Raw genomic sequence first — 24,229 nt, forward strand, 5'->3', positions numbered from 1 at the left:
GCGGAGGGACGGGCGGCCCAGGTGCAGCAGGGAGCCCTTTACCTCGCTCCTTGCCCGTTACAGCAACACGCTCCTAGGAGGGCGGGCGCCCGCCCGTCCGGGGGCGCTCGGTCAGGGCGGAAAAATCCGCCGGAAAATTCCCCGGGAAGATGGGCGGGGTGCGCCGTTGAGAGGGGCGACCGCCATGAATGCTTTCGCCCTGCAACCATCCGTCCTGTTCTCCGGCCTTTCCCGGACGCGGGGCTTGACTGGCCAGGACCGGACAGTCCAGCCTGCACACCGAGTGGATAGCAGGCCCCAGTCATCGCCAACCCTGGACAGCCGGTGGTTCGCGGCATTCGCCCGGGAGCATGAGGCGGCGCTGCACGCCACCGCCCTGCGCCTGTGCGGCAACGCCGCCGACGCGCGGGACCTGGTCCAGGAAACCTTCGAGCGCGGTCTTCGCAACCTGGCCCGGTACCGTCCCGGGACGGATGGGCGCGCGTGGCTGCTCACCATCCTCCATCACCGATTCATCGACCGGTGCCGCTCCCACGCGCGCGAGCGCCGCGCGGACGTGTCCGCCGAGGACCTGGAAGAGCGCATCGCCGCCCCGGAGGCCGAGGCCGCTCCCGCGTGGGCGTCCATCACCCCGGAGCAGCTCCGCGAGGCGCTGGAGAAGCTCCCGGAGGAGTTCCGCGCGGTGTACCGGATGCACTCGTTGGAGGGCCGCTCGTACATCGAAATCTCCGAGCGCCTGGGGATTCCCAAGGCCACGGTGGGCACGCGCCTCATCCGCGCGCGCCGCCGGCTCAAGGAACTGCTGATGCCCCAGCCCCCGGGAGAGGAGGTCTCATGAGCGCGCACGAGCCCAGGGACCTCGACATCCACGACCAGGTGCATGCCTTCGCGGACGGCGAGCTGTCCCCGGAGGAGGCGGACGCCTTCCGCGCGCACCTCGCCACCTGCGAGCAGTGCCAGGCGGACCTGGATGACATCCTCCAGCTACAGGCGCTCGGCGGGCGGCTGGCGGAGCTGGAGGCGGAGCAGCCCGGTCCGGTGACACTGGCTCCGCCCTCGCGGCGCGCGCACGCGCCGGAGCCGCGCCGGGACGCCGCGGATTCGCGCTCCTTTCGCCCGGCATGGAGCCACCGGCGCAGCCGGGTGGCCGCCGCCCTGTTGGCCGGCTCGCTCGCCGCGGTGCTCGCCGTGGTGGTGGTTCGCTCGCCCGGGAATGTGCCGGACACCGGCGCGGAGGTCCTGGCCCTGGCCCCCACGCGCTCCCTCGAGGCGCGGCTGAGCTGGTCCGGCGCCAGCGCGCACCGGCCATACGCCGTGATGCGCTCGGGTGAGGAACGCCCGAAGGAGCTGGTGCCGTTGCGGGAGCTGGCGAAGCTGGAGGAGGCGGGGGACCTCCACGGGCTCGCCACGGGGCACCTGCTGCGCGGCGAGCGGGAGCGGGCGGCGGAGTACCTCCGGCGCGCGCCGGCCTCGCCGGACGTGGACAGCGACCGCGCGGTGGTGGCGATGTCGGCGGGCGCGCTGGAGGAGGCCCTCACCCTGCTGGACGGCGTGCTGGAGAAGCAGCCCCGGCACCCGCAGGCGCTGTGGAATCGGGCGCTGGTGCTTCGCGAGCTGGGCCGGGACGCGGCGGCGGCCGAGGCGTTCGACGCGGTGGCGGCGCTGCGCGAGCCGGGCTGGGCCGAGGAGGCTCGGGAGCGCGCCGCGGCGCTGCGCCGCGGGCCGCAAGGGCGCTAGGGACACGGGCGGGAAGCCGTCGTCCCGTCCCGCTCAGAACAGCCGGAACACGTCCGCCAGCACGCCGCACGGCCCGTAGCGCCGCTGCGGCGAGGGTGAGTCGTAGACGATGAGGACGGAGTCGTCCTGCTCGAAGTAGGAGAACAGGGACAGGCCCTCCGCGTGGTCCGTCTTCTCCGTGCGGGGGACGTCGAAGAGGGGCTCCAGGTCTCCCGGAGCCTGCCTGTGGAGGGAATCCTCGGTGAGGCGCAGCCCGCCGCGCAGCCGGTAGAGGCGGATGGTGCCGTCCAGCGGCAGCGTGGGCCCGGCGAGGATGAGCAGGTCGTCCCCGTACCGGCTCAGCTCGCGGATGCCCAGCCCGTCCAGGTCGAGGAAGTGCTTGCGGTACCAGCCGTTCTTCTTCCTGCGCTTCGGCTCGAGGAAGCCGCCGCCGGTGTCCACCACCTCCATCTCCAGCAGCACCGCCCAGCCGCGCAGCACCGGGCCTCGCAGCCCCAGGAAGACGCGGTCGCCGTCCACCGCCAGCCCCTCGATGTCCAGGCCGTTGTCCTTGCTGGGAATGGCCAGCGCCCCGGGCGGAGCGCCCTTGCCGGCCGGCACGAGGAAGGGGCCCAGGTGCTCGTCGCTCCGCAGCAACTCCACCAGCGTGCTGCCGCCGGAGCCCGACGGCTCCAGCTTCGCCGCGCCCCTCCGTGAGGCCTTCTCCGGCCCGCCCTGCTCCTCCGTGGCGGGCAGCGGCAGGCGCGCCAGCATGAAGCGCGCGGGCTGGTGCTCCACGGTGGCCAGCCGGGCCAGGTCCTTCTCCACGCGCTTGCCCTTGGGCTTCTTGCGCACGGCGCTGTGCGAGCCGACGAGCCACAGGTGGCCGTCCTGGATGTCCAGCGCCTCGATGTCCATCTCCTCGCCACCCTTCACCCCCAGCCGCGCCGCCACGTCATGGCGCTGCTGGTGGGAGAAGACGCGGGGCTCCTCGGGGCTGAGCCGGTGCAGCACGCCGTGCTCGTCCGACGCCACCCAGACGCCGCCATCCGGCGCGCGTGCGGCGGCGGACAAATCCTCCGGCACCGCGGCGGCGTCCGCGTCGAACTTCAGCAGCAGGCGTCCGAGGAGCTGGGGCGTCTCCATGCGCCTAGTTTCGCAGCCGCGGGTTCGCGGGCTTCGGCGGGTTCATGGCCAGCACCGCGGCGATGTAGCGCGCCTGGCTCTCGCTGGTGCAGCGGACCTCCTGGATGCGTCCGCCCATCCTCACGCGGACGACCCAGCCTTCATTGTCTCGGGTCCATGCGGGCGTGTCCGTCGTCATGGTCTCCATCCTTTGGGGTCATCCTCCCACCCGGAAATGGAGCACCCGGCGTGCCAGCGCCCGGAGCGTGAAAATCCAGTCGCTTTCTCTGTTGGCCGGCCCACGAAGCGTGTGATTCCCGTCGCTTGCCCCGTCCCATTGGCCAGTGGAGGACAGGCGGGCCTGTACTTCTTGCGAACCCGTGGGTGGCGGAGCTTCAGTGTACGTGCTGCTGTCCCTGCTGCTCCACGGGCGGCTCCGCGGTGGCTCCCTTCAAGAGGGGCAGCGCGACGTGGAAGGTCGAGCCGCGGCCCACCTCGCTCTCCACCCAGATGCGGCCGCCATGGCGCTCGACGATGTCGCGGCTGATGTAGAGCCCGAGCCCCAGCCCGCCGTACGAGCGCGAGGACACGTTGCGCGCGCGGAAGTAGCGGTCGAAGAGGAGCTTCTGCTGGTCCGGGGGAATGCCGATGCCCGGGTCCGTCACCGACAGCAGCGCCATCTCGCCGCGCGTGCGCAGCGCCACGCGGATGATGCCGCCGTCCGGGCTGTACTTGAACGCGTTCTCCACCAGGTTGGAGATGACCTGCTCCAGCCGGTACGGGTCGGCCCGCACCAGCACGGGCTGAGAGGGACGCTCGAAGTGGAGGGTGTGGCCACCGCGGTGGACCTCCATGGACTGGAGGACATGCTCCACCAGGTCGTCCAGCCGTGTCGTCTCCGGGTGCAGCGCGAGCCGGCCCGCTTCGATTCGCGAGGCGTCCAGCAAGTCGTTGATGAGGCCGGTGATGCGCAAGAGGTGCTGGCGGGCGTGGCGCAGGGTGGACGGGTCCACGTGCTCGCCGCGTTCCAGCCGGCGCTCCAGCGTGGCCAGCCGGAGGCTGAGCGGGGTGAGCGGCGTCTTCAGCTCGTGCGAGGCGATGGACAGGAAGTCGTCGCGCACGCGGATGGCCTCCTGGGCCTCGCGGTACAGGCGTCCGCGCTCCTCCTCGGCGCGCCTGCGGTCGGTGATGTCCTCAATCAGCACCCCGACGCCGAGGATGCGGCCGTCCGGCGCGCGCACGGGATAGAAGCTGCCGGCCATGTGGCGCAGGGGGCCGGGTATGCCCAGCTCCGCGGAGGTGGCCTCGCGCTTCTCCAGCGGCTCGCCCGACTCCAGCACGCGCCGCATGGCCTGCTCCACCGCCGCGCCGGTGGGGCCCAGCACCTCGCGCGGGTGACGGCCGACGTGCGCCTCCGGGGGCCTGCCGTTGAGGCCGGCCAGCACGTCGTTGACGCGCACGTAGCGCAGGTCCGTGTCGAGGAAGCCCAGGCCGATGGGGGCGGTGCGGAACAGGGTGGCGAGCTGGGCAAGGCTCTCGTCGCGCTCGCGCTCGGTGCGGCGCCGCTCGGTGATGTCCTCGACGATTCCCACTCCGCCCTCCACGCGGCCGGAGCTGTCGCGGATGGGGGTGAAGCGCACGTGCACCGGGGTCCGCTTGTCCACCGTGACGGAGCGGTACTCCCCCTCATAGTCGGCGGGGCGTCCGGCGAGCGTCTCTCGCACGCAGTGTTGGATGTGCTCGTCACGGAGGCTGAGCAGGTTGAGGCCCACCAGGATGCGCTTGGGCGAACCGATGATGCGCACGAACCTGTCGTTGCAGGCGGTGACGACGGGGGTGGTGTCGAAGTGGAAGATGCCCAGCGGCGCGTTCTCCACCAGGACGCGGTAGAGGGAGTCGCCGTTGGTGCTGCCCCCGCCGGGGGCCGGCTTCACCTGGCGCGCGGCGTGCTCCACCGGCTCGTGCACGGTGTCGATGACCTCGTGCAGGCGCCGGAAGTTGATGACGATGCGCTCCTTCTCGCCCTGCCCGCTGGAGCCCACCGTCAGCTCCACGAGGACCTCCACGCCGTCCTTGCGGCGCGCGAGCACGCGGATGGCCCGGCCTCCCAGCGAGTCCCTGCGCGACAGCAGGTAGCGCAGCAGGCTCTTCCCGGCATACTCCCTCAGGCGCTGGGGGAAGATGCAGGAGACGTGCTGGCCCTTCAGCTCCTCCCGCTTCCAGCCGAACAACCGCTCGGCGGCGCTGTTGAGGATGCAGATGTGCTCATGGGCGTCGCAGGCCACGAATGGGTCCACGGCGGCATCCAGCCACGCACTGAGCTCATTTGTGGCGTCGGCCATGCGCTCCCCTGCGCCCGCTCCGCACCTGCCTGGCCGGTGGGCTGGGACTTGGGGCCCTGGCGCCCGCAATGCGAGGCGCGGCGGGCGTGTCCCCTTTCCATACAAGTAGCCATTGACGTCGCGCGTCGCGCCTCCCGCCATGCGGCCGGCTGATGAGACTGGTCAGTCCGCGAGGCGGGCGGGAGGGCGGGCGCCCTGCTAGCGCTTGCTCCCCGTCCGTCCCCGCGCCGGCTTCTTCCGCGCCGTGGGCTTCGCGCGGCCCGCGGCTCGCGTGCGCGGAGGCTTGGGGGCCCCGCTTCCCAGCGTGAGTCCTTCCAGCCGCTCGCGCAGCGCGCGGGTCTCCTCCTTGAGGCGGTCCAGCTCCTCGCGCAGCGCGGCCACCTCGCGGGCCTGGGGCTCGCCCTCACGCAGGGCGCGTATCGTCTCGCGGGCGGCGCGGCGGGCGCGCGGGTCCTCCAGCGGCGTGCCCTCCAGGGCGGGGATGAGCCGCCGGTCACCGAGCGCGCGTCCCGCCTCGAACACGCCCATCTGCACGCGGAAGAGCGGGTCCCTCAGCAGCTCCGCGAGCAGGTCCACGGCCTCGCGCTTGCGGCCGGCCACCTCGGCCAGCTTCGCCACGGCATGGGTGGCGGCGCGGCGGAGGAGGCGAGGCTGGCCATACGCGGTGCGCGCCACGGCGATGGGGAAGGCGGCGGGGTCCTGCGACTCGGCGAGCCCGTCCATGGCGCCCACGGCGATGACGTCCTGGAAGGAGGGCCGGGTGGTGGCGGCCTCCAGCACGGCCACCGCGTCCGGGGCGCGCACCTTGCCGTAGCTGCGCGCGGCCTCGGCCTCCACGAAGTAGCTGGTATCCCCGGCCTCGACGAGCGCGCGCAGGCGGGCGGTGACGTCCGCGTCGCGGCGGAACTCCCCCAGCGCCGCCACCACGGCGCGGCGCACGCGGGGGTGCTCGGTGGTGAGCGCGGCGAGCAGGCGCGCGCGCGCCTCGGGCGTGCGGAGGCGTCCGAGGGACTTCGCGCACGCGGCGCGGGTGCCCCAGAAGAGGCGGGCATCCGCGAGCGCGTCGCCCAGCGCCTCCACGGCGCGCATGCCTCCGTGTTTGCCCAGGGCCACGGCGGCCTCGGTGCGGGCGCGGGACTCCGGCGCGGCGCGCAGCTCCTCCAGCCAGAGGCCCGCGGCCTTGTCCACGTCCAGCGTGCCGAGCACGTCGCGGCGCGGGTCCACGCGCACCTGCGTGGGCGCGGTGGGGCAGGGCAGGAGGAAGGCGTGCTCGGCGTCCGTCACCTCCAGGCGGTGGAGCGTGTCCAGCCCGTCGGCGGTGACGGAGACGTCGAGCGGCAGGCGGAAGACGGGCGTGCCGCCGTCGGTGCGCTGCGTCTGGCGGACCTTGATGCGCAGGCGGGCGTCCTCGGCCTCGTAGCGCACCTCCACCTTGAGCTCCGGGTGGCCGGGGGCGAAGACGTACTGGTCGAAGAAGGCGTCCAGGTTGTGGCCGGTGGACTCCTCGATGGCGCGGGCCAGGTCCACCGTCTCCACGGAGCCGTGGCGGTGGCGGGCCACGTAGTGGCGCAGGCCGCGGAAGAAGAGCGCGTCCCCCAGGCGGCGGCGCAGCTCGTGGAGGACGAGGCCGCCTTTTTCATAGAGGTGCCGGTCGAAGACGTCCATGGGCGCGTGGAAGCGGCGCGCGACGATGGGGCGGGCATAGCGCTCGCGCACCTCGCCCAGGTAGCCCTCGAGCTGGACGACGCGGTGCTGGTCCGCCTCGTCCTGTCCGTCGGCGCGCTCCTTCCAGAGCACCTCGCACCAGGTGGCGAAGCCCTCGTTGAGCCAGCCGTGGGGCCAGTCGCGGCAGGTGACGAGGTCGCCGAACCACTGGTGGGCCAGCTCGTGGGAGACGAGGGGCTCGGCGGTGTAGTCCGGCTGGGCGCGCGCGTCGTGGAGGACGGAGTCGGTGAGGCTGGTGGCGGTGGTGTTCTCCATGCCGCCGAGGATGAACTCGGTGAGGAAGACCTGGGCGTAGCCGCTCCAGGGGAAGGGCTCGCCGGTGAGCTCCTGGAAGACGCGCACCATCTCCGGGGTGCGGCCCACGCAGCGCAGGGCGTCCTCGCGGCGGCCCCTGGGGAAGAGGTAGCGCAGGGGGACGGTGCCGGCGGAGTCGGTGGCCTCCTCGAACTCGCCCACGGCGAGGGTGACGAGGTAGGGGGCGTGGGGCTGCTCCATCCGGAAGTGCTGGGTGCGGCGGGTGCCGTCGGTGCGGTCGCTGACGAGGACGCCGTTGGAGAGGGCGGTCATCTCCGCGGGGAAGGTGGCGATGACCTCGGACGTGGCCTTCTGGGCGGGGGTGTCCAGGCTGGGGAACCACGCGCGCGCGTCGATGTCCTGGCCCTGCGTCCAGGCCTGGCGGGGGCGGTCGGGGTAGCCGGCGTCGGGGCCCCAGAAGTAGAGGCCGCGGCGGGGGTGGCACGCGTAGTGGATGGCCACCTCGCAGGCGTGGCCGGGGGACAGCGGCGCGGGCAGCTCGACGCGGACGTGGGCGCCGGAGTTGGAGAAGCGCGTGGATTGTCCCTCGACGAGGACCTGGGAGACGTCGAGGTCCACGGCATCGAAGGTGACGGTGGAGACGGGGCGGACGGCGGAGACGCGGGTGGTGCAGACGCCGGAGAGGCGCTTCCGGTCGAAGTCGAGGTCCAGCTCGAGGCGGACGTGCTCGGCGCGGACGGGGCGCTCGGCGGCGTAGTGCTCGGTGGCGCCGGGGAGCGAGAAGGGGTGTGGGTCGGAAGGCGGGATGGACTCAGCGGCGTGGCGGTGGCAGCAGCGCATAAGCAGTGAAGACTCTTCCGCAAGCCCGCGCCACCGTCGAGTCACAGCGCACAAAAGTGTGGTCTAGCGTCGGGTATCAACGAAGTCGAACCTGGGCAGCGTTCTCAATCCGTAGGCCGCCAGGGCCAACTCATCCAGCTTCGCGAAGTCCCGCTGGCGGAAGGCCGTTCGTAGGGCACCTGTCAGCTTCTTGGGCAGGTCTTCGGGGTGCGGCAGGCGGATGCGGCGGAGGTACTGCGCCTGGAATCGCAGGTATCCACCTCGCATCTTCACGGCGTAGGACCAGATGAAGAAGAGCGCGACCCTCGAACTCAACAGCCCACCCAGCACCTCCATGTCCCAGGCCGTGGACGTGACGAAGTACAGGTTGTGGTGCGGATGGTAGTGCCCCTCCTCGAAAACCACTTCGTTGGAGCCCGCGATATCCGGCACCAGCAGCTTGGGGACGGGAACCAGTTCCGGATAGACGCGGTCAATGGTGCGGAACCAACCCGTCGTCTTGTTCTGTGCCACGTGACGCTTGCGCAATGCGTCCTCATGGGTGCGGAAGTAACGTGCGAGGCGCGGGTACTGCTTGAGGTCTACGAGACGACCGTCGGTTTCGAAGGCGTTGATGACATAGCGCTGGGCATCGCGGATGCGCCCGTTCTCGATGTCCTCTCGTTTGACCAGTGGCACAAGCCGGTCGGGCTCGATGTCCACACCCTTCGGTACGATGAAGACCTTGTCGCTACCCGTGGCCACGCCGATTCGGACCTTGGTCATTCCGTCGGCTTCAATGGGCTGGAAGCGGGCCTCCAGCGAGCGGAGCAATTCCAGGTGCTCGGGAGAGCTGAGCACCCAGGGTTCATCTCCCTGGAACCACGAATCATAGGTGGAGAGAGAGACTCCAGGGTGGTGCACGGGCTGTTGCTGCGACAAGTGACGCTGGATGCTCAGGCACTCATCAGGCGCGGCGCTCGCCATGCTGGCGACGACCACCCGCTCGGTCTTCCCAGGGCTGATGGCGAAGATGGACGGATAGGCGATGACTTCCGACTCGAACGGCGATGCGCGGTGCAGGTCGATGTAGACGTGCATCCGGAAGTTGTCCGCGAGCTTCTTGCGCAATGGAGCCCCGTACTTGTTGAGGATCCACCGGTCCGCGCAGATGAACGAGAGGGTTCCGGTCGGCTTGAGCAGGTCGAGCCCGCGTTCGATGAACGCGACATAGAGGTCCGCGCGGTCGAACAGTGAGCTGTAGCGGCGCCGGTACTCTGCCTGGAGGTCCGGCGCTAGTTGCTCGATTCGGATGTACGGGGGATTTCCGACGACGAAGTCGAAGGGCTTCTCGGGGGTGAGCAGGAAGTCACCTTCGCGCACCCAGTGCTCGGCCAGACGGTTCGCGGTCCTGCCCGGGACGTCATGCTCCAGAAGAACCTTGCGGAGTGCCGAGCGCGTGGCGTCGACGTGTGTGGGGTCGACGTCATAGGTCGTGATGGCCTTGTCCAGTTCGGAGGGCTTGACCGATTCGCGCCGAGCAGAGGCCAGGAGCCTTCGAACCGCTGGGACCAGGAACGCACCGGTTCCCGCCGCGGGTTCCAGCAGGCGCAGCGAGGCGAGGGAGCGTTCCGGGGTGTATCCCACCAGGTCCAGGATGAGCTCCACGATGTGGGGCTTCGTCAGGACGACCCCGTGCGTTTCCCCGGAGGAGCGCTCTCCGTACTGGTAGGCGGTTCGCCCGAACGATGTGGGTAGGTCCATCTGCAGTTGCATGTCGGTCTCTTGCCTGCGTCTCTCTCAGAGGGATTTGCGGATATGACCCGCCAGGGAGGAGAGGAACTGCCCCATGCCCAGGTCCTTGACAGGCTCAGTGTACAGACCCCTCTGACCTCCATCGCGCGTGCACATGAGCAGCGCGGATGAATCGAAGAGCCCCTCGCTCACGAGCTTCCGCAGGAGTGCCTCGAAGCGACCCGCGATGGACTTGCCCTGGAAGTCCGGCAGTGCGGGAAAGTGAGGCTCCTTGATTTGGGCAGGCCGCATGGAGTCCTCGCTTTCCTCCAGGAGCATCAGCCAGCCAATCCAAGGGCGAGCTCCGCGACCGAATACCCCCTTCTTGATGGCGAGCCGCATGTCCGCACCTGTACCAATGGCCTCCTCCGCGCGGTTGTTGAAGTTGTTGCCGAAGGAGCCCGCCATGGACTTGAACTCCAGTGCGGCAATCAGCTTCTTCTTGTGGACGACGACCATGTCCCATTTCTTGGTGGGCCGGAAGTAGCCCGGCAACTCCAGGGTTCGCTCGATGTGGATGTCCTCGTCCGTGATCCCGTTCTCAAGGAGGAGGTGCTGAACGAGTCTGCAGAACCCGTTCATCTGCTTACCGCCCGTGACCGCTGCCCGCTTCCCTCGGTCAGCATCCCCTGAGCGCTGCTTGCTTCCCTGAAGTTCCAGGGTGCTCCAGTACTGGGCGACTGCATCTCGGGTCAGGGAGGTATGATTCGGCGGCACTTTACTCATGGGGCGAAGTCTCTGGACGCCTCGTGTTTGGAGGCGGCAGTGGGTGGGGAGCTTTCTGGATTTTCCTGTGGATTCGGGAGGGGCGCGACTTCTCGAGCAGGAGGGGAACCGCTGCCCTGATTCGTTGAGGTTCTCCTCCACACGCAGCGTGCGCGCGCGTCCCCACTGCTCGCGGTTAGGCTGTGTTCCACCGTGCAGTCCGTCCTCTTCTTCTCAGACAGGCAGGTGCGTGAGGCGCTCTTCACCCAGGTGGACGGGACGCGGGGGCTGTTGCTCGTGACGGGCGTGCGGCACGGCCCGGCCATGCGGCCGCCGCAGGCGCGCGAGCCCTTCGCAACGCTGGAGCGCCTGTACGGCGGCGTGCTTTCGCAGGTGCTGGTGGCCGACGAGGGCACCGTCGAGGGCATGTGGAGGGACCCGCTCGGAGACCTCGGCGACCGGCTCTACCCGGACAGCCGGGATGACGCCTACGCCGCCGCCTCGGGCTACCTGCTGCTGGAGGATGGCCGCCCGCGCGTGGTGGTGCGCAAGCACGGCACTCCGGCGGAGGACCTCTGGTTCCTCCAGGAAGCGCTCAGCCGCCTCACCCCGCGCGTGCCTCCGCCGGACCCGGCGCGCCGTCCCGGCCAGCGCCGTCCGGAAGCCGCGCCCCGCCCGCCCCGCCGTCCCGCCAGTACGGGCACGTGGGCTCCGGACGACGATGCCACGCCACCGCGGGGCACGCGGGTGCCGCCACCTGCCCCCGTGCCTCCCTCCGAGGCCAGGGATGCCTGGGCGCTGCTGGGCATCACCCGGGACACGCCGCTGGACGAAGCGCGCCGGGCCTTCCGGGCGCTCGTGGCGCAGTACCACCCGGACAAGGTGGCGCACCTCGCGCCCGAGTTCCACGCCCTGGCCGAGCGCCGCACGCGTGAAATCCTGGAGGCCTGGGAGGTGGTGGAGCAGGCGCTCACGAGGCAGGGGTGAGGCGCCCGCCCGCCCGCTCCCCGGCCGGGCCCTCCGTGGCCCGCTGTGCCGTGCGCAACTTGGTGCCATGGCGCCTTTTGACTGGCAGGGACTCTGGACGCCGGAGCTCAACCCCTTCGAGGTGGTGTTCCGCGCCACCGCGGTCTACCTCTTCGCGCAGGTCGTGCTGCGGCTGTCCGGACGCAAGGAGTTCGCGCGCTCCTCCACCTTCGACATCGTCCTGCTGCTCATCATCTCCGTCTGCCTGCGGAAGACCATCGTGGCGGACGACGACAGCCTCTCCGCTGCCTTCATCGGGCTGGGCACGCTGGCGGCGTGGGACCGGCTCTTCTCGTGGCTGGCCATGCGCAGCCACAAGGCGGCGGTGGTGCTGGAGGGCCGGCCGGTGGAGCTGGTGCGCGAGGGCCGCGTCAACGAGGCCAACCTGCGCAGGTGCCTGATGTCCCGCGAGGAGCTCCTCAGCCGCCTGCGCGAGCACGGCACCGAGTCCCTCCGCAGGGTGCGCCTGGCCTACCTGGAGCCGGACGGGAAGGTGACCTTCATGATGAAGAAGGAGGGCGGCGAGGGCACCGCCCTCCAGTGAGCCGCCGCGGCGGGCGCCTTCAGCCCACCGAGGGCACGGCCGCACCGGGCGCGGCGTCCAGCGTGAAGCGCGCGATGATGGGCATGTGGTCGGACAGCCCGTGGAAGCGGCTGGTGGTGTCGCCGAAGGGCCGGGTCTCCTCGGCGTCCAGCCAGCGCACGCCGGGGCTGGAGAACATGTGGTCCAGGTGCATGCGCATGTGCATGAAGCCGGCGGTGGGGAAGCCGCGCGACACGCTCGGGTCTATCTGCCCCACGGCGGCCTGGGCGCAGGTGAGGCACGCGTCGCCGGTGAGGTAGCTGAACACGGGAGAGGACGGCGGCGAGTTGAAGTCCCCGCAGACGATGTAGGGCTCGTCGCCCGAGAGGGAGCGCATGAACTCCGCCAGCTTGCGCGCCTCGTGGAGCTGGTTGACGCCGCGGCCCATCTTGTCCTTCGTCGCCCAGAACTCCTTCGCGAACGGCGTGGGCAGGCTGAGGTGCGTGTTGAAGATGTGGAAGGCCCGCCCATCCGAGCGCCGCCGCAGGTGCATGTGCGCGCAGATGCGGCTCTGCTTCCGGTCCTTCATCCGCTGCACGTGGTGGTGGGTGATTTGCTGCGGCGCGTCCACGTTGTGCGTGTCCACCTCGACGGTGCGGGTGTTGACGAGCACCGCCAGCCCGGTGGTGTAGAGCGACACCTCGGCCAGCTTGTAGTGGTGGGCGCGGAAGTAGAACGCCTCGTAGGGCATGTCCCGCGCCTGGGCGCCGAAGGTCTCCTCCATGCGTCCCATGAAGGCCGCGAGCTGCGTCTCGCCCGGCTGCCTGGGCCGGTGGGCGATGGTGCTGCGCAGGGACGACGTCTCCACTTCCTGGAGGCAGACGATGTCCGGCAGCGGGTCCAGCGCGGACAGCGCGGCGGCCACCCGGCGCTTGGGCCCCACCGTGCTCGCGAGGCCGCGCAGCATGTGGCCGAAGTAGCGGACGTTGTACGTGACGATTCGCAAAGCGGAGTCGCTCATTCCCCCATTGAAATTACCAACCTCCGACCCGCGATGCCGTGTCCCCGTGGGGCATGCCGCGTTTTCCGGACACCCGGCCGCCTGTCCGCCCGCCCCCTCCCCGGCCCTACGCGGGCCGCTTCACGCGCACCACCGTGTCCAGCAGGTGCTCCAGCGCCTGCCCCGGCTCGGGGCTGGGGCCCTGGCACAGGCCCGAGTGCACCGGGCCCGTCTGGATGATGGTGCTGCGCGGGGCCACCAGCCAGTGCCACCGCTCCTTCTGCGGCAGGCGGCCAATGGGCCCGGAGTCCTTCCCGCCCTCGCAGACGCGGCGGAAGCTCTCCAGGTGGCCGCGCACGGCCTCCAGGTCCACGTCCGGCGCGAGCGCCTTCAGCCGCGCCTCGTCCAGCTCCACGCGTGCGCCGAGGAAGCGCTGCGTGGTGCAGAAGAGGACGACGCCCGCGTTGATGAACTCCTCGCGCTCCACGCGGGGCACGACGCGGATGATGGCGTAGTCAAACGAGCTGGGCGCGGGCACGGGCCGCCTCCTCGAGGAACGCTGGCAGCGCTTCCACGCGCTTGTTCAGCCAGCTGACGTACGCCGCCCGGTGCGCGTTGGCGGTGGGGAAGGGGGACTCCACGGAGGTCAGCCACGCCTCGGGAATGGCGGCGACGGTGCGCTCCACCACCTCCGGGGTGAGGCGCTCGCGCAGCAGGGCCTCCTGCGCCGCCAGCGCGCTGGCCCACGGCAGCAGCACATGGTCCTTGATGGGGCCGAAGCGGCTCTGGCTGCGCGCTTCCCAGTCCTCCCACGAGTGGTGGAAGTAGAGCGCCGCCCCGTGGTCGATGAGCCACAGCTCCCGGTGCCAGCTCAGCATGTTGGGGTTCTTCGGCGTACGGTCCACGTTGGTGATGTACGCGTCGAAGCCGACGATGGCCGAGGCCACCTCGACGCTCGGGAAGGGACCGGCCAGCGGGTCGAACGTCACCGAGCCCGGCAGGTAGTCCAGCCCCAGGTTGAGGCCCGCGCTCGCCTTGAGCAGCTCGCGAATCTCCGAGTCCGGCTCGTTGCGGCCCAACGCCGGGTCCAGCTCCACCAGCACCAGCTCCGGCACGCGCAGGCCCACCGCCCGCGCCAGCTCCCCGGCGATGAGCTCCGCGATGAGCGCCTTGGCGCCCTGGCCCGCGCCCCGGAACTTCACGACATACAGCCCCGCGTCGTCCGCCTCGATGATGGCGGGCAGCGAGCCGCCCTCGCGCAGCGGTGTCACGTAGCGCGTGGCGATGACCGTCCTCGGCATCCAGCTCTCCCGTCCTCGCGCGGCCCGGGCCTCCCTGAAAGGCCGTGTGCGCGCGCGCCGCCCTGTACCACGGCGCGGCGCGCCCCGGAACGGGGCGTCCGGCCCGAAGCCCTCTTCCGTCGAATTGATTGCGAGCAATTTAATTGTGCCCTATTGATTGGCCATGCCGGTGGATGACCCGCTCAAGCTGGACCTGCAGCTCTGCTTCCCGCTCTACGCGGCGGCCCGGGCGATGACCCAGGCCTACGCGCCCCTCCTGTCGAAGCTGGGACTGACGTACCCGCAGTACCTGGTGATGCTGGTGCTGTGGGAGACGGATGGGGTGACGGTGAAGGAGCTGGGGGAGCGGCTGTACCTGGACTCGGGGACGCTCACGCCGCTGCTGAAGCGGATGGAGACCCAGGGCCTGGTGCGGCGGGAGCGGTCCACCGAGGACGCGCGCTCGGTGCACGTCCACCTCACGTCGCAAGGGCGGGCCCTGCGCCGCAAGGCCGTGTCCGTTCCCGAGGCCATGGCCTGCAAGATGGGCCTGTCGCTGGAGGAGCTGTCGCGCCTGCGCCGTGAGGTCCGCCGCCTCTTCGAAACGCTGTCGAAGTCCCAACCTGAACCCACGAAGTAACTCCGAGGAGCACTCCATGGCCGTCACTCCCGTCACCACCCCGCTGTACACCACCACCGCCACCGCCCACGGCGGCCGTTCCGGCCACGTCCGCTCGGCGGACGGCGTCATCGACCTGCAGCTCGCCCTTCCCAAGGAGATGGGCGGCCCGGGCGGCGCGAAGGCCAACCCGGAGACGCTCTTCGCCTCGGGCTACTCCGCGTGCTTCGAGGGCGCGCTGCGCCTGGTGGCGCGCATGCAGGGGAAGACGCTGGGCGAGGGCGTGGGCATCACCGCCTCCGTCACCATCGGCAAGACGCCGGACGGTGGCTTCGGACTGGCGGTGGAGCTGAAGGGCATCCTCCCCGGCATGCCCCGCGACGAGGCCCAGAAGCTGATGGAGGCCGCTCACGAGGTGTGCCCGTACTCCCGCGCCACGCGCGGCAACATCGACGTGAAGGTCTCCGTCGCGGAGTAGTGACAAGCCCGTACGCGGACCGGGTCCGGGCACTCCCGGGCCGGTCCGTCGTGCTCGCGCGCGGGGTGGGGCGGTGGCCCGGCGGGGCGTCCCTCCTGGCCGGAGCCGGCCTCGCGTGGCGCCGAGGCCACGCGTGGAGCCCCGGACACGCAGCGCAAATCCTGCGCGCGGCGCGGGTGTGGTTCTCCGGACGCGCAATCCTGGCGCAGTACCCGCACGGACCCTCATGGATGTCAGTGCGCTTTTGAATAATGGCACGTCCCTTGAAGTCATGAGTTCGCCGACGGGGGGACGAACCCAATGCGTGAGCGCCAGCTGATTCCCATTGAAGTCGCGGGCAGCGCCGTTTCGAGCGCGGTGAGCCTGCTGCTGGAGGACCCGGACATCGCCGAGGTCTTCGGGTGGCTGCGGCCCGAGCCCGGCGCCGGGCCGGTGAATCGCTGGGGTGCCGCGGAGGGTGTGCGGCTGTTCGCGGTGGCGGAGAAGGGCAGCGGCATCATCGGCCTCGCCGCGCTCTCCGGCATCCGCCGCGAGGAGCGCCACGCGCGGCTGAGCTGCGCGGTGACGGCGCCGTACCGTCTGTCGGGCGCGGGCCACTGGGCCGCCGCGGAGACCATCCGCCGCGGCGTCCGCCTGGATGGCCTGCGCCACGTGGACGCGTATGTCCGCCTGGGCCGCGACACCGCCCGCCGGGTGCTGGAGTCCATGGGCTTCCGCGCCCGGGAGGACGGCGCGCTGGAGGGCCACCTCCGCCTGCGCCTGGACCTGCCCGCGGACTCCCGGGGCCACTTCCTGATGGCGCCGCCGCCAGCCAGCACCGTCAGGGCCTCGTACCTGAGGACGCTCTCGCAGGCCCTCTCCGCCTGAGCCGGGCCGCCGCGTTTCACGGCGGCCCGCGCGGGTGCTTCAGAAACGTTTCACCTCGGTGAGGACCTGCCGGGAGTGGCGGGTGACGGAGCCGAAGCGCGCCTCCGAATCCCCCCTCAGGCGTTTCGCGGCCTCGCTGGCCGAGTAGCGACGCACCGCGTCCAGGTCGGTCAGCTCGTAGTGGCACACGTAGCGCGCCCAGCCGTCCTTCGCGGGCTCGGTGTCGCGCCACTTGCGGCAGGAGCGGAAGCCCGGCTCGCGCAGCACCTCGGGCACGTGGATGTCCTCGTGCCAGCGGTTCCACGCCTCCTCGGCGCCGGGCTCCACCTCGATGACCACCGTGTAGAGGGCGGGCGTCACGGCTTCGCCCCCGGCACCCAGGCGCCCCAGCCCGCCAGCCGGGTGCTGTCCACGGGCTCGCGCCTGCCGGCGGGCGTGGTGCGGTAGAGCGTCTCGCTGAGCATCTGGAAGCGGGTCTCGTGGGCCAGCCCGGCCAGCGCGCCGTCCCACGGGTCGGCGGCGTACGCCACGGCGCGCAGCCCCGGAGTGCCGTCCACGCGCTCCGCCACGTCGTACCGCAGCGCCGGCACCTGCCGCTCACCCACGGCCACCGAGTCGCGCACCGGGGAGATGGCGCCCGCCGGCCGGGGCGGCCACTCCCTCGCCATGCCCACCGCGTCCAGCGCCAGGGCCAGCACCGCCTCCTCCAGCGGCTGGACCTCCGCCTGCGCGAAGTCCGGGCACGGCGCGCCGCCCTGCGCGGGAGTCCCCTCCTGGCGAAGCACATGGCCGCGCTCCGCGCCCAGGCAGGTGCGCTTCACGGACTGCGTGCCGTCCGGCTCCGTCCGCACGTCGTACCAGGTGCCCGGGCCCAGCGGCAGCGTCAGCGCGGGCACCGTGCCGGTGCCGCCCCCGCTGCCCTGGCGCGCCTCCATGAGGGTGAGCTGCGAGCTTCCGCCGGAGCCGAAGCCGGACAGCGTGGTGCTCGCGTCGAGCAGCCCGTTGGTGAGGTACAGCGGGCCGGGCTCCACCGCGTACAGCCGGTTCTGGAGCGGCCCGTCCACCATGCGCTGGTCGTTGAGGTAGCGCTTCGCCTCCCAGGTGCGGCCGGCGGCGGTGGGCTGCTCGGTGCTCTCCACGCCCTCGCGCGGCACGTCCAGCGGCCGCGTCACGTCCGAGCGCACCGGCACCACCAGCGAGCGTGCAAGGCCCGGCAGCGGCAGCGGCGAGCCCGAGTCGCCGGTGAAGGAGAGGCTGAGCCACACCCAGGGCGCCTCCACCGCCACCACCTCCAGCGCCACCACGCCCGCCACCGCGACGGTGGGCTGCTGGGTGCGGCCTCCACCGCGGTTGGCGGAGAAGGCGTACGTCACCCGGTCGCCCACGCGGGCGCGCTGCCAGGGGGACGTGCCGCGCCCGGGCGTCTCCGGCGTGGAGGACTCCGGCGTGGACACGGCCCCGGTGTCCTGGCCCACGGTGGTGCCGTCGGAGGGGCGGGAGACCTGCGGCTCCACGCTCTTGCAGCCGGGGCCGAGGGCCAGCGCCGCGCACAGCAGCGCGGGCCGGGACAGGAGGGAAGCGGTGGAAATTCGCATGTCGTGCGACCTCGTGGCGGGGCCTGGGATTGCGCGACCCCTGGCGGGGCTTGATACACCGTGGCACTGGCCGTTCCCAACAATCCTGGAGTTTCACGCCTCATGCCCACGAACCTGCCCATCCGCCGTGTCGTCCTCTACAAGCATGGAGTCGGCTACTTCGAGCGCCGGGGAAAGGTGAGCGGCAGCGAGACGCTCCACCTGGACTTCAAGGCGCGCGACATGAACGACGTCCTGAAGTCGCTGACGGTGCTGGACTTGTCGGGCGGCTCGGTGTCGGCGGTGAGCTACGACTCCACCAAGCCGCTGGAGCAGCTCCTGGCGGAGGCCACCATCCGCATCCCCGAGGACGGCAGCCTCACGGCGTTGCTGGGGCAAATCAAGGGCGCGCGGGTGCGGGCGCGCGTGGGCGGCGGCCAGGTGGAGGGCTCCATCATCGGCCTGGACTCCCTCGCGGTGGCGGCGGGGGAGACGAGCGTGGTGCGCCCCTTCCTGTCGCTGCTGGTGGGCGGCTCGCTGCGCACCTTCGACGTGCTGGAAATCTCCGAGCTGGAGTTCCTGGACGAGACGGTCCGCAAGGACCTGGAGTTCTACCTGGCCACGGTGCTGTCCTCGTACAAGAAGGACACCAAGCGGATGGCCATCCTCACCGCGGGCCAGGGCGAGCGCGAGCTGTTCGTCAGCTACGTGCTGGAGGCGCCGGTATGGAAGACGAGCTACCGCATCCTCCTGGACGAGGGCGAGCCCCCGCTGCTCCAGGGCTGGGCGCTGGTGGACAACACCGGTGACGAGGACTGGGTGGACGTCCAGTTGTCGCTCATCGCCGGGCTGCCGGTGTCCTTCGTGCACGACCTCTACAACCCCCGCTACATGAAGCGGCCGGTGGTGGAGGTGAGGACGGAGGCGGCCGCCGCGCCGGTGATTCCGGAGGAGGGGTACGGCGCCATGGACATGGCAGCGGCGCCCATGGCGGTCGCGGCGCCTCCGCCTCCCGCGCCCTCGATGGCCCCGGGAGGGCCCCGGAGGGCCCGGGCGGAGAAGGCGCTCATCGGCGGCCCGGCCGGGGGGCCCCGGCTGCGCGAGGCCATGGAGCAGAGCGTGGCGGTGACGACGCTGACGAAGGAGGTGGGGGACCTCTTCGAGTACGGCGTGGACCGGCCGGTGACGGTGCACCGCAACCAGAGCGCGCTGGTGCCCATTCTGCACAAGGCCTTCGAGGGCCGGCGGGTGCTCCTCTACAACCGGACCACGCGCGAGAAGAACCCCATGGCCTGCATCGAGCTGAAGAACACCACGGGCCTGACGCTGGAGGGCGGCCCGGTGACGGTGACGGAGGACGAGCGCTACGTGGGCGAGGCGATGCTGGACACCATGAAGCCGCACGACAAGCGCTTCGTGCCGTACGCGGTGGAGCTGGGGTGCGTGGTGTCGGTGGAGGACCGGACGGAGGACGGCCCGGTGTTCCGCGTGGTGGTGAGCCGGGGCACGCTGGTGGTGGAGTACTTCCACGTGCGGCAGACGAAGTACCTGGTGCGCAACAAGGCGCCGCGGCCGCAGGTGCTGTACGTGGAGCACCCGCGCACGGGCTGGGAGCTGATGAAGGACGCTCCGGAGCCGGCGGAGACGACGGACGGCTTCTGGCGCTTCAAGCGCGAGCTGGCCGCCACCTCGCAGGACGAGCTGGTGGTGTCCGAGCGCACGCGCGGCCAGCGCCAGTACCTCCTCTCCAACGTGGGGCTGGACGAGGTGGCGTACTTCGTGTCGTCGCGCTACGTCGACCGGCAGGTGGCGGACGCGCTGCGCGAGGTGGTGGCCATCCGCGAGCGGGTGGCGGCGCTGTCCCAGGACGAGCAGCGCCTGACGGCGGAGCGGGACCAGCTCTTCAAGGACCAGGAGCGCATCCGCTCCAACATCGAGTCGCTGAAGAGCGGCGTGTCGCAGCGCGAGCTGGCGGAGCGCTTCGTCGCCAAGCTCAACGAGCAGGAGGACCGGCTGGAGGCCATCGGCCGTGAGCTGGAGCGCCTCATGAAGGAGCGGCAGGCCGCGCAGCAGGAGCTCAACCGCCGCATCCAGTCCCTCAGCTACACGGCGGAGCTGTAGCCGCGGCGGGGGCTCGCGGGGGGAACGCAGGCGACCCGGTCCGGCCTAACCGGAGATGATGCGCCAGCGCAGGGAGCCGTCGGCTCCGGGCGCGATGACCTCCACGCGGGGGTTCTTCGCGCTCGAGCACTCCAGGTAGGCCTTGAAGCCACCGGCCAGCTCGTTGAGCGACACCGGCGTCTGGTAGGAGAACTGGCGCAGCGTCAGCACGCCCGTGCCGTTCTCCTCCGCGTGCAGCAGCTCGCCCTGGTCGCAGTACGAGCGCCACATGCGCCGCGCCATTCCCAGCACCATGGCCGGCGTGGTGAAGCGCAGCACCATCTTGAAGATGGAGTGGATGTCGCGCAGCGTCACCTCGTAGCCAATCGTCTGCGCGCCCGCGGGGTTGCCCTCGAAGTGCTGGTTCACCACGTGCTGGACGATGCCGAAATAGGTCTCCACCGGCACCCAGCCCACGGCGAGCGTCGTCCGCGGGTCCGTATGGGTCCGCAGCTGCGGTGTCAGCGACTCCACCGCCGCGCGAGCGGTCTCCTCCCCGAACCGCTCGTGCACGTAGGCGAGCAGGTTCTGGACGGTGAAGCCTTTGTAATGAACTCCAGACAATGCATCAGATGTCACGGCCAGAGGCCCCCCGCGCCATCCGGTGGGCTGAAGTAGCCCGGCCGGAGAGTGGCGGCGATTCTGTATGCTAGAGCACCCTTCAACTCTGCGAAAATAGCTGGCAGTGAAGCTTGCGGCATGGCGGGGAAGTCGCGGCTACCTGTCTTTAGGGGCAGCAACCTTCCCGGAGTATTCCGAGCTGTGTGGCCGCCACACTGAATCACTACAGTGTGGCTGGCCGACTACTTCCCTGTCCCGGACCTGAAGCGAGGTTCACCTCGCGGGCGCGCGGAAGACCTCGGTGCCCGCCACCACCGTCAGGCGGACGGTGGCGCCGGGGAGCTCGGCCGTGGGGGCGTCCACCGGGTCCACGGACAGCGCGACGAAGTCCGCGTCCATTCCGGGCTTGAGCCGCCCGCGCTGGCCCTCCGCGAAGGCCGCGTACGCGGCGCCCACGGTGAAGCCCTCCAGCGCCTCCTGGCCGCTCAGCCGCTGGTCCGGGTACCACCCGGCCTGGGGCTTGCCGCCAGCGTCCTGCCGCGTGCGTGCCGCGTACAGCCCGCCGAGCACGTCCGGGCGCTCCACGGGGAAGTCGCTGCCCAGGGCCAGCACCGCGCCGGAGGCCTTCAGCCGCTGCCACGCGTAGGCGCCGCGGATGCGCTCCGGGCCCACGCGCGCCTCCGCCCAGGGCATGTCGCTGGTGGCATGCGTGGGCTGCACGCTGGCGATGAAGCCGCCCCTGCCCAGCCGGTCGATGTCCTCCAGCCGCAGCACCTGCGCGTGCTCCACGCGGTGCCGGCCGTCCTTCGTCCCGGTGGCCTCGGCCGCGCGGGTGAGCGCGTCCAGCACCAGCGTGTTGGCCCGGTCTCCAATGGCGTGCGTGCACACCTGGAAGCCGCGGGCCATGAAGGACTTCACGCGCACCTCGTACTCCTCGGGCGACAGCAGCAGCAGGCCCTTGTGGCCGGGCTCGTCGCTGTAGTCCTGGTGCAGCGCCGCGCCGCGGCTGCCCAGCGCGCCGTCGAGGCTGAGCTTCACCGCGCGCAGCGTGAGCAGCCTGCCCTGGAAGGGCCCTTCCTTCAGGTAGGCCTCGCGCTCCGCCGTCTGCCCGTCCGCCATGGCGTAGACGCGCAGCGGCAGCTTCCCGTCCCTGTCCCAGCGTTGGAGCAGCCGGAAGGTGCGCAGGTCCATGCCCGCGTCGTGCACGCCGGTGAGCCCCACCTGGGCGCAGCGGGCGAGCGCCGCGGCGAGCTGCGCCTCGTGCTGCGCGTCCGTGGGCGGCGGCAGCACCGCGAACACCAGGTCCATGGCGTTGTCGACGAGGACGCCGGTGGGCTCGCCGTCGGGGCCCCGGAGGATGCGGCCGCCGGCCGGGTCCTTCGTGTCGCGGCCAATCCGCGCGCGCCGCAGCGCCTCGCTGTTGACCCACAGCGCGTGCCCGTCCACGCGGCTGAGCGCCACCGGCGTCTTCGGGTGCTTCGCGTCCAAATCCACGCGCGAGGGGAAGGCCTTCTCCGGCCAGTCGTTCTGGTCCCACCCCCGGCCGATGAGCCACTCGCCCTGGTACGCGGTCTCCGGCGCGGCGGCGACGCGCTCGAGTGCCTCGGCCTTGGAGCTGGCGCCCTCCAGGTTCACCGTCACCAGCCCGCTGCCCAGCCCGGCCAGGTGGCCGTGCGCGTCGGTGAGGCCCGGCACCACGGTGGCGTCACCCAGGTCCACCACTCGCGCGCCCGGGCCGGCCGCGGCCAGCACCTCGTCCTTCGGGCCCGTGGCCAGCACCTTGCCCTCGCGCACGGCGAGCGCGTCCACCACCGGCCGGTCCGTATCCAGCGTCCTCACGCGCCTGGCCACGTACACCGTGGTGCCCGTGGTGGAGCCCTTGCCGGCCTCCGCCTCCGGCGCGCGCTTCGCGCAACCGGCCACGCCCGTCAGAAGGAGCACCGCACCGAAGAGTCCACCGAGTCGTCGCAGCATCGTGTCTCGCACCTGCCTCGAAGTCCGCCCCGTCCCCCGGGACTGGCGGCGCTGCACTCTGGCGCACCCGGTGGTGGAGGGCCAGCGCCCGCCGGTGGGCGGGCACCTCGGCGCGCCGCGGCGTGCGCGGGCCGTCACGACGCGGGCAGGCGAGGGGGCGTCTACGGATGGTCCGGGTGCAGCCGGTGCCGCCACGTCGTGCGCTGCGCGGTGTAGCGCGGGTTCTGGAACAGCTTGATGAGCACCACGCCGGCCACGAAGCCGCCCACGTGCGCCCAGACGGCCACGCCGCCCGTCACCTGCTCCACCGTCATGAGCTGGGGCAGGCCGCTGATGACCTGCACCACGAACCACCACACCAGCACCGCCCAGGCGGGCACGGGGATGATGTGGATGAAGATGAAGATGACGAACAGCATGTTCACCCGCACGCGCGGGTAGAGCACCAGGTACGCGCCCATGATGCCGGAGATGGCGCCGGAGGCCCCCACCGTGGGCACCGGCGACGCCGGGTCCACCAGCACGTGCGCCCCCGCCGCGGCCAGCCCGCACAGCAGGTAGAACACCAGGAAGCGGAAGCGCCCCATGCTGTCCTCGACGTTGTTGCCGAAGACCCAGAAGAACAGGCAGTTGCCGATGAGGTGCATCCACCCGCCATGCAGGAACATGGAGGTGATGGGGGTGAGGCGGTTGATGGCCTCGTTGTCGATGCCACACCCGATGCCGTCCCCCATCTTCAGGATGAACCCGAGCGGTGCGCGGCCCGTCAGCTCGCCGGGCACCATGCCCAGGTCGCACACGCTCGCCGCGAGCTTGTAGGCGTCGAACCCCGCGCCCTGGATGACCACCCAGGTGAAGAGGATGGCGCCGAGCAGCAGGTACGTCACCACGGGGGTGCGCAGGGTCGGGTTGTCGTCGCTGATGGGAATCATCGCTGGCCCCCATCATGTGCACGGCTCGCCCTGGCGGGCACGGGATTGAATGCCCGGGGGGGGCGGCGCCCGAGGCGTGGCGCCGCGGAAGTCACTCGCGCCCGGCTCCTACACGCTGAGCGCGGGTGGGACGCTTGCGCCAGGAAACCATCCCTCGAGGCCTCTTGGCGCCGTGCGTCGGGTGAGGGATGGTTGCGCACCTCACATTTCCGGGGGAGTCCTGAGAATGAACCTGTCGCTGTCCCGTCGTGGTGCCACGGCGCTGCTCCTGCTCGCCGCCGTTTCCCTCACCACCGCTGGCTGTGCCGGCCGCCGCCGCGAGGCCTTCCTGCACGACAAGGCCCGCGAGCACGTGTACCGCAAGCCCATCGCCGAGGTGTGGCCCCAGGCCGTCGCCCTGCTGAAGGAGAAGGGCTTCTCCTTCCGCGCCGGCAAGGAGGGCTTCGAGGCCTCGACGGAGTTCAAGATGGAGGGCGCTCCCTCCTCCCTGGGCACCACCTACGTGGCCTACCTCGTGCGCGGCATCGAGAAGGGCCCCGGCCAGTGCTCCATCGAGTACTGGAAGCGCATCTCCACCGAGTCGCGCGGCGCCGACAACACCACCGGCCGCCCCAACGAGGTGAACGAAGCGGGCCCGCGCACCGACACCGGCAACTTCAACCGCGAGGAGGAGCTGGAGTGGGAGCTCATCCAGCGCGTCGACACCGAGTCCGCCGCCGCGCTGAAGGCCCAGGCCGAGAAGATCGAGTAGCGC

23 protein-coding genes are annotated in these 24,229 nt (G+C 71.2%); 9 read left to right on the plus strand and 14 right to left on the minus strand.

The features are described from left to right. Positions 1-283 precede the first annotated feature (283 nt). A complete protein-coding gene (locus tag K8638_RS41580) occupies positions 284-838 on the plus strand; it encodes an RNA polymerase sigma factor (RefSeq protein ID WP_223760329.1) in 555 nt (184 codons plus the stop codon). Then, complete coding sequence (locus K8638_RS41585; RefSeq protein ID WP_223760330.1) at positions 835-1,737, plus strand: anti-sigma factor; 903 nt, start codon at positions 835-837, stop codon at positions 1,735-1,737. The genes K8638_RS41580 and K8638_RS41585 overlap by 4 nt, the downstream gene beginning before the upstream one ends. 33 nt (positions 1,738-1,770) lie before the next feature. Here the strand turns inward: K8638_RS41585 and K8638_RS41590 are convergent, their stop codons facing one another. The 6 genes from K8638_RS41590 to K8638_RS41615 all read right to left on the minus strand — a co-directional run bounded on the left by K8638_RS41590 (position 1,771) and on the right by K8638_RS41615 (position 10,502). After that, positions 1,771-2,862 carry a DUF3616 domain-containing protein gene (locus tag K8638_RS41590; RefSeq protein ID WP_223760331.1) on the minus strand — a complete coding sequence of 364 codons (1,092 nt, stop codon included), beginning with the start codon at positions 2,860-2,862 and terminating at the stop codon, positions 1,771-1,773. 4 nt (positions 2,863-2,866) lie between these two features. Further along, complete coding sequence (locus tag K8638_RS41595; RefSeq protein ID WP_223760332.1) at positions 2,867-3,040, minus strand: hypothetical protein; 174 nt, start codon at positions 3,038-3,040, stop codon at positions 2,867-2,869. Positions 3,041-3,236: 196 nt separating this feature from the next. Continuing rightward, positions 3,237-5,183 carry a PAS domain-containing protein gene (locus K8638_RS41600; protein ID WP_223760333.1) on the minus strand — a complete coding sequence of 649 codons (1,947 nt, stop codon included), beginning with the start codon at positions 5,181-5,183 and terminating at the stop codon, positions 3,237-3,239. A 198-nt stretch (positions 5,184-5,381) separates the two neighbouring features. Continuing rightward, positions 5,382-8,003: a M1 family aminopeptidase gene (locus tag K8638_RS41605; protein ID WP_223760334.1), complete on the minus strand. Its 2,622-nt coding sequence runs from the start codon at positions 8,001-8,003 to the stop codon at positions 5,382-5,384. A 63-nt stretch (positions 8,004-8,066) separates the two neighbouring features. Further along, positions 8,067-9,758, minus strand: coding sequence for an Eco57I restriction-modification methylase domain-containing protein (locus K8638_RS41610; RefSeq protein ID WP_223760335.1), 1,692 nt, complete (start codon positions 9,756-9,758; stop codon positions 8,067-8,069). A 24-nt stretch (positions 9,759-9,782) separates the two neighbouring features. After that, on the minus strand, positions 9,783-10,502 hold the full coding sequence (locus K8638_RS41615) for a PaeR7I family type II restriction endonuclease (protein WP_223760336.1): 720 nt from the start codon (positions 10,500-10,502) through the stop codon (positions 9,783-9,785). Positions 10,503-10,694: 192 nt separating this feature from the next. Between K8638_RS41615 and K8638_RS41620 the strand changes: the two genes are divergently transcribed. Both K8638_RS41620 and K8638_RS41625 read left to right on the plus strand, forming a co-directional pair. After that, a complete protein-coding gene (locus K8638_RS41620; RefSeq protein WP_223760337.1) occupies positions 10,695-11,468 on the plus strand; it encodes a J domain-containing protein in 774 nt (257 codons plus the stop codon). A gap of 67 nt (positions 11,469-11,535) precedes the next feature. Continuing rightward, entirely contained in the window at positions 11,536-12,051 is a 516-nt protein-coding gene (locus K8638_RS41625) for a DUF421 domain-containing protein (protein ID WP_223760338.1), read from the plus strand. A 19-nt stretch (positions 12,052-12,070) separates the two neighbouring features. Here the strand turns inward: K8638_RS41625 and K8638_RS41630 are convergent, their stop codons facing one another. The 3 genes from K8638_RS41630 to K8638_RS41640 all read right to left on the minus strand — a co-directional run bounded on the left by K8638_RS41630 (position 12,071) and on the right by K8638_RS41640 (position 14,331). Next, complete coding sequence (locus K8638_RS41630) at positions 12,071-13,051, minus strand: endonuclease/exonuclease/phosphatase family protein (RefSeq protein WP_223760339.1); 981 nt, start codon at positions 13,049-13,051, stop codon at positions 12,071-12,073. Positions 13,052-13,157: 106 nt separating this feature from the next. Next, positions 13,158-13,568 carry a DUF3037 domain-containing protein gene (locus K8638_RS41635; protein WP_223760340.1) on the minus strand — a complete coding sequence of 137 codons (411 nt, stop codon included), beginning with the start codon at positions 13,566-13,568 and terminating at the stop codon, positions 13,158-13,160. Then, entirely contained in the window at positions 13,546-14,331 is a 786-nt protein-coding gene (locus K8638_RS41640) for a HipA family kinase (protein WP_223760341.1), read from the minus strand. Before K8638_RS41640 ends, K8638_RS41635 begins: the two co-directional genes overlap by 23 nt. A gap of 163 nt (positions 14,332-14,494) precedes the next feature. Here K8638_RS41640 and K8638_RS41645 point away from each other — a divergent pair, with 163 nt between their 5' ends. The 3 genes from K8638_RS41645 to K8638_RS41655 all read left to right on the plus strand — a co-directional run bounded on the left by K8638_RS41645 (position 14,495) and on the right by K8638_RS41655 (position 16,274). Continuing rightward, entirely contained in the window at positions 14,495-14,950 is a 456-nt protein-coding gene (locus tag K8638_RS41645; protein WP_223760342.1) for a MarR family winged helix-turn-helix transcriptional regulator, read from the plus strand. A gap of 16 nt (positions 14,951-14,966) precedes the next feature. Next, on the plus strand, positions 14,967-15,407 hold the full coding sequence (locus K8638_RS41650) for an organic hydroperoxide resistance protein (protein ID WP_223760343.1): 441 nt from the start codon (positions 14,967-14,969) through the stop codon (positions 15,405-15,407). Between the two features lie 300 nt (positions 15,408-15,707). Further along, complete coding sequence (locus tag K8638_RS41655; protein ID WP_223760344.1) at positions 15,708-16,274, plus strand: GNAT family N-acetyltransferase; 567 nt, start codon at positions 15,708-15,710, stop codon at positions 16,272-16,274. Positions 16,275-16,313: 39 nt separating this feature from the next. Here K8638_RS41655 and K8638_RS41660 read toward each other — a convergent pair whose 3' ends face one another. Both K8638_RS41660 and K8638_RS41665 read right to left on the minus strand, forming a co-directional pair. Next, the gene (locus tag K8638_RS41660) at positions 16,314-16,634 is read right to left on the minus strand and encodes a DUF4286 family protein (RefSeq protein ID WP_223760345.1); all 321 of its coding nucleotides are present in this window, start codon (positions 16,632-16,634) and stop codon (positions 16,314-16,316) included. Continuing rightward, positions 16,631-17,869, minus strand: coding sequence for a DUF6068 family protein (locus tag K8638_RS41665; RefSeq protein WP_223760346.1), 1,239 nt, complete (start codon positions 17,867-17,869; stop codon positions 16,631-16,633). Before K8638_RS41665 ends, K8638_RS41660 begins: the two co-directional genes overlap by 4 nt. Positions 17,870-17,971: 102 nt before the next feature. On the opposite strand from K8638_RS41665, the gene K8638_RS41670 reads away from it, so the two are divergent. Further along, a complete protein-coding gene (locus tag K8638_RS41670; protein WP_223760347.1) occupies positions 17,972-19,969 on the plus strand; it encodes a hypothetical protein in 1,998 nt (665 codons plus the stop codon). Between the two features lie 45 nt (positions 19,970-20,014). Here K8638_RS41670 and K8638_RS41675 read toward each other — a convergent pair whose 3' ends face one another. The 3 genes from K8638_RS41675 to K8638_RS41685 form a co-directional block, all read right to left on the minus strand. Beyond that, positions 20,015-20,572 carry a hypothetical protein gene (locus K8638_RS41675; RefSeq protein WP_223760348.1) on the minus strand — a complete coding sequence of 186 codons (558 nt, stop codon included), beginning with the start codon at positions 20,570-20,572 and terminating at the stop codon, positions 20,015-20,017. A 270-nt stretch (positions 20,573-20,842) separates the two neighbouring features. Then, positions 20,843-22,543, minus strand: coding sequence for an amidohydrolase (locus K8638_RS41680; protein ID WP_223760349.1), 1,701 nt, complete (start codon positions 22,541-22,543; stop codon positions 20,843-20,845). 161 nt (positions 22,544-22,704) lie between these two features. Then, positions 22,705-23,475, minus strand: a complete 771-nt coding sequence (locus K8638_RS41685) for a rhomboid family intramembrane serine protease (RefSeq protein ID WP_223760350.1) — start codon at positions 23,473-23,475, stop codon at positions 22,705-22,707. A 226-nt stretch (positions 23,476-23,701) separates the two neighbouring features. Here K8638_RS41685 and K8638_RS41690 point away from each other — a divergent pair, with 226 nt between their 5' ends. Next, positions 23,702-24,226: a hypothetical protein gene (locus K8638_RS41690; RefSeq protein ID WP_223760351.1), complete on the plus strand. Its 525-nt coding sequence runs from the start codon at positions 23,702-23,704 to the stop codon at positions 24,224-24,226. The last annotated feature ends 3 nt before the right edge of the window (positions 24,227-24,229 follow it).

The sequence above is a fragment of the Myxococcus sp. RHSTA-1-4 genome, assembly GCF_020037125.1.
Lineage (GTDB): Bacteria > Myxococcota > Myxococcia > Myxococcales > Myxococcaceae > Myxococcus.

Coding starts and splice junctions, on each gene's coding strand:
- K8638_RS41585 (WP_223760330.1), top strand. CDS start 835: ATGAGCGCGCACGAGCCCAGGGACCTCGACATCCACGACCAGGTGCAT.
- K8638_RS41590 (WP_223760331.1), bottom strand. CDS start 2,862: ATGGAGACGCCCCAGCTCCTCGGACGCCTGCTGCTGAAGTTCGACGCG.
- K8638_RS41595 (WP_223760332.1), bottom strand. CDS start 3,040: ATGACGACGGACACGCCCGCATGGACCCGAGACAATGAAGGCTGGGTC.
- K8638_RS41600 (WP_223760333.1), bottom strand. CDS start 5,183: ATGGCCGACGCCACAAATGAGCTCAGTGCGTGGCTGGATGCCGCCGTG.
- K8638_RS41605 (WP_223760334.1), bottom strand. CDS start 8,003: ATGCGCTGCTGCCACCGCCACGCCGCTGAGTCCATCCCGCCTTCCGAC.
- K8638_RS41610 (WP_223760335.1), bottom strand. CDS start 9,758: ATGCAACTGCAGATGGACCTACCCACATCGTTCGGGCGAACCGCCTAC.
- K8638_RS41615 (WP_223760336.1), bottom strand. CDS start 10,502: ATGAGTAAAGTGCCGCCGAATCATACCTCCCTGACCCGAGATGCAGTC.
- K8638_RS41625 (WP_223760338.1), top strand. CDS start 11,536: ATGGCGCCTTTTGACTGGCAGGGACTCTGGACGCCGGAGCTCAACCCC.
- K8638_RS41630 (WP_223760339.1), bottom strand. CDS start 13,051: ATGAGCGACTCCGCTTTGCGAATCGTCACGTACAACGTCCGCTACTTC.
- K8638_RS41640 (WP_223760341.1), bottom strand. CDS start 14,331: ATGCCGAGGACGGTCATCGCCACGCGCTACGTGACACCGCTGCGCGAG.
- K8638_RS41645 (WP_223760342.1), top strand. CDS start 14,495: ATGCCGGTGGATGACCCGCTCAAGCTGGACCTGCAGCTCTGCTTCCCG.
- K8638_RS41650 (WP_223760343.1), top strand. CDS start 14,967: ATGGCCGTCACTCCCGTCACCACCCCGCTGTACACCACCACCGCCACC.
- K8638_RS41655 (WP_223760344.1), top strand. CDS start 15,708: ATGCGTGAGCGCCAGCTGATTCCCATTGAAGTCGCGGGCAGCGCCGTT.
- K8638_RS41665 (WP_223760346.1), bottom strand. CDS start 17,869: ATGCGAATTTCCACCGCTTCCCTCCTGTCCCGGCCCGCGCTGCTGTGC.
- K8638_RS41670 (WP_223760347.1), top strand. CDS start 17,972: ATGCCCACGAACCTGCCCATCCGCCGTGTCGTCCTCTACAAGCATGGA.
- K8638_RS41680 (WP_223760349.1), bottom strand. CDS start 22,543: ATGCTGCGACGACTCGGTGGACTCTTCGGTGCGGTGCTCCTTCTGACG.
- K8638_RS41685 (WP_223760350.1), bottom strand. CDS start 23,475: ATGATTCCCATCAGCGACGACAACCCGACCCTGCGCACCCCCGTGGTG.
- K8638_RS41690 (WP_223760351.1), top strand. CDS start 23,702: ATGAACCTGTCGCTGTCCCGTCGTGGTGCCACGGCGCTGCTCCTGCTC.